This is a genomic window from Thermoflexus sp. (assembly GCF_034432235.1).
Taxonomy (GTDB): Bacteria; Chloroflexota; Anaerolineae; order Thermoflexales; family Thermoflexaceae; genus Thermoflexus.
Window position 1 is genome coordinate 1 of sequence record NZ_DAOUCJ010000112.1, and the last position, 2,457, is coordinate 2,457.

Here is a 2,457-nt window from a genome sequence, read left to right on the forward strand (position 1 = left end):
ACACGGGCTACCGAACCCGGGGCCGCCCGCCTGCCGAGCTGTTCTGGGGAATCACGGGGAGGAAAGATCATGATCAGGCGCCAAACCCGTGAAGTGTACACACCCTTCCGATACTGCACACCTTAGGGCGGCGCACGCCTGCTTCATAAACTCCAGGGCGGATGTATCGGAGTCCACATCGTAGAAGGTTTCCAGAACGCGGGCGTCCAGAAGTGCTACTTCGCGACTGTAGTAATCCGGGAGATGCTCGCTTAACAGGCTGAGCGCACTCTGAGCATACGTATCCTTGGTCGTAAGAACGACAACATAGTCTATCATCACGCCGTCTGCCCGGAGGCGGTCAAGGGCTTCCGTGACGACCGCTGGGGCTTCTCCCAGCGTGGCGAGGAGGACTTTCTTCATGCTGACCTCCTAAGTTCAGCCATTCCAGCCAGCGGCTTACATACCCAAAGATCTCCATCAGATCTGTCGCTGAGAGCCGTTGGAGTTCTGTCCGACGCGAACCCAAGATGTAATGGATAACCTGCGCAGCTTGCTTCGGGTCCGAGCGCAATGCGGGCGAACGACCTTGATATTCCGCCAGCTGAAGTGCCGTATTTAAACTCTGCACGCGCGCAAAGTAATTTGCCCAACGCTGCCACTCGTTTCGAGGAAACTTGAGATCGTCCTCCCTGAGCGGTTTACGCCGACGCTCAGCATCTTTTCTCTTAAAATCTTCCCATTGGGACTTCAGTTTGCGGGCCAGTTGGTTAGCGAACTCAACCTTCTCATCCGTCGTCATTAGTACACCTCCCGGGGACACCCTTCGTCCTTAGGCTGGAAGCCCGACTTCAGGGCGTTCCACGAGGTTTCATGAAGCAACCCACTATCACGGCATCCCTGCAGATACTGGTAAAGACGCGGGAGCATGTCCTTGCCCTGCACTTCCTGTGGAGCCAGCAAGCCCTTCACGCCCTGGCTCCAGAGCCGCAGCCGCACCGGGCGGAATTCCACCGAGCCGAAGCACCGGGGCTTGGCGCCGCCCAGCTTGGGAGCAAACGCCATAATCACTCGTCCATTCTCTACCTGCCACCCCAGCGCATGGAGTAGAAGCCCCAGCTCGGCTTCGCTCACGTTCTCAAACAGGAGAGCACCGCGAAACTTCGCTTGTCTCTGCACAGCTTCTACGAAGCGAAAGCCCTGCTGAGGAGCAGGGTTCTCCAACGGTTGGAAGCTCTTGCGCTCATAGAAGCGGCGCCTGGAAGGGTCAGGGCGCTTGGGCTCCCAGAGTTCGCCAATTTTGACGACCTCGGGTTTTATCTCCCCTTGGGGCAGAAAGTCTGTGAAATGCACGCGCCCCCGGTAGCTGGTGGTACCAAAAAGGCGGCAGGCGGGACAGAGCCTGTTTTCATGCGCTGTCTTCTTTGGGTCCCACCTGCACGGTTGGTGAGCACTGGACGCTATCCTCTCTCGGGGGCGCCGCATCTGCGAGACACAGGAGTTGGAAATCGCCTCTACGATCGCCCGGATGGCGCCTTTGAGGCTGGTGCCCGGCACGCAGAGCTGACCGTTCCGGCGGTAGAAGGTGTACCATACATCGGGACGCCGATTCCCGTGGCTTGGGTCGAATTCGTATGCCCCGGAGCCCACGAAGAGATACTCCGAGACCACTGTAAAGGCGAGCTCCAGGCGACCAGTCAGCCCGTCAAACTTCTCGTGCGTGGCCACCGGCCGGCGGTCTGGTTCCTCCTGGGGGATCTCTACCAACACGAAGGGCTTTGGCTCAGCGTTCGGATTTCTGGGCATCGGTCTTCACCTCCCGTGGGCTCACAAAGGTTGCGAGCTTGTCCCGATAGAACACCCGGCACACAAGCTGGACTTCCGGCGCGTTTGCCACCGGGTACCGCTCAAACTGCGGGGCAAAACGCTTGTCCTCCAGGTTGAGCAGCCGGGTCTCACACTCCGAGATCTCCCAGTCGCCATCGATGGACTTGAGGGCATCGGGCAGGTCGTTGCGCTCGCCGTCGCTCAGGACCCAAACTCGATAGCGCCCCTCGGTCACCCTTTCCCACCTGATTTCTAAACCACTGTTGAAGGCGCACCCGGCATCCCGCAGCTCCAAGCTGCTTGGGAAATCCAGCCTTGCAAGCTCCCAGCTCAGGAGCACCCGTCCGGGGGTGCTTTCGATGAGCTGCCGAAGCTCTTCCGCGCCGAGCACGCCCGAATACACCCAGCCCCGCTTCATGCCGCCTCCAAGGTCTGTGCGATGGATGCGATCGCCTTCTCCGCGATCTCGTTCCAGGCTTCCTGGCTATAGGTGCGCCGGATGAAGACCGCAAGATCTGTCTCGGTACCCTCGGGGAGCTCCTCCAGTCGATCATCCGCCCGAAGCCCGTAGTCCCCGCGCTCCCCATCTTCCACAAAAGCCCCAACACCCCAGATGGCGTTTCGGGGGAGCCCCGGCTTTTTCGCCATCTC

3 protein-coding genes and 1 pseudogene are annotated in these 2,457 nt (G+C 59.8%); all 4 read right to left on the reverse strand.

Annotation, left to right across the window (positions count from 1 at the left end):
- Positions 1-51: 51 nt before the first annotated feature.
- A complete protein-coding gene (locus VAE54_RS14005) occupies positions 52-402 on the reverse strand; it encodes a CRISPR-associated ring nuclease (RefSeq protein WP_322802597.1) in 351 nt (116 codons plus the stop codon).
- A 378-nt stretch (positions 403-780) separates the two neighbouring features.
- Positions 781-1,785, reverse strand: coding sequence for an RAMP superfamily CRISPR-associated protein (locus tag VAE54_RS14010; protein WP_322802598.1), 1,005 nt, complete (start codon positions 1,783-1,785; stop codon positions 781-783).
- On the reverse strand, positions 1,763-2,224 hold the full coding sequence (locus VAE54_RS14015) for a hypothetical protein (protein ID WP_322802599.1): 462 nt from the start codon (positions 2,222-2,224) through the stop codon (positions 1,763-1,765). The genes VAE54_RS14010 and VAE54_RS14015 overlap by 23 nt, the downstream gene beginning before the upstream one ends.
- Positions 2,221-2,457 (reverse strand): annotated as a pseudogene (locus tag VAE54_RS14020) (CRISPR-associated protein); the annotation flags it as partial. The gene VAE54_RS14015 and the pseudogene VAE54_RS14020, both read right to left, overlap by 4 nt.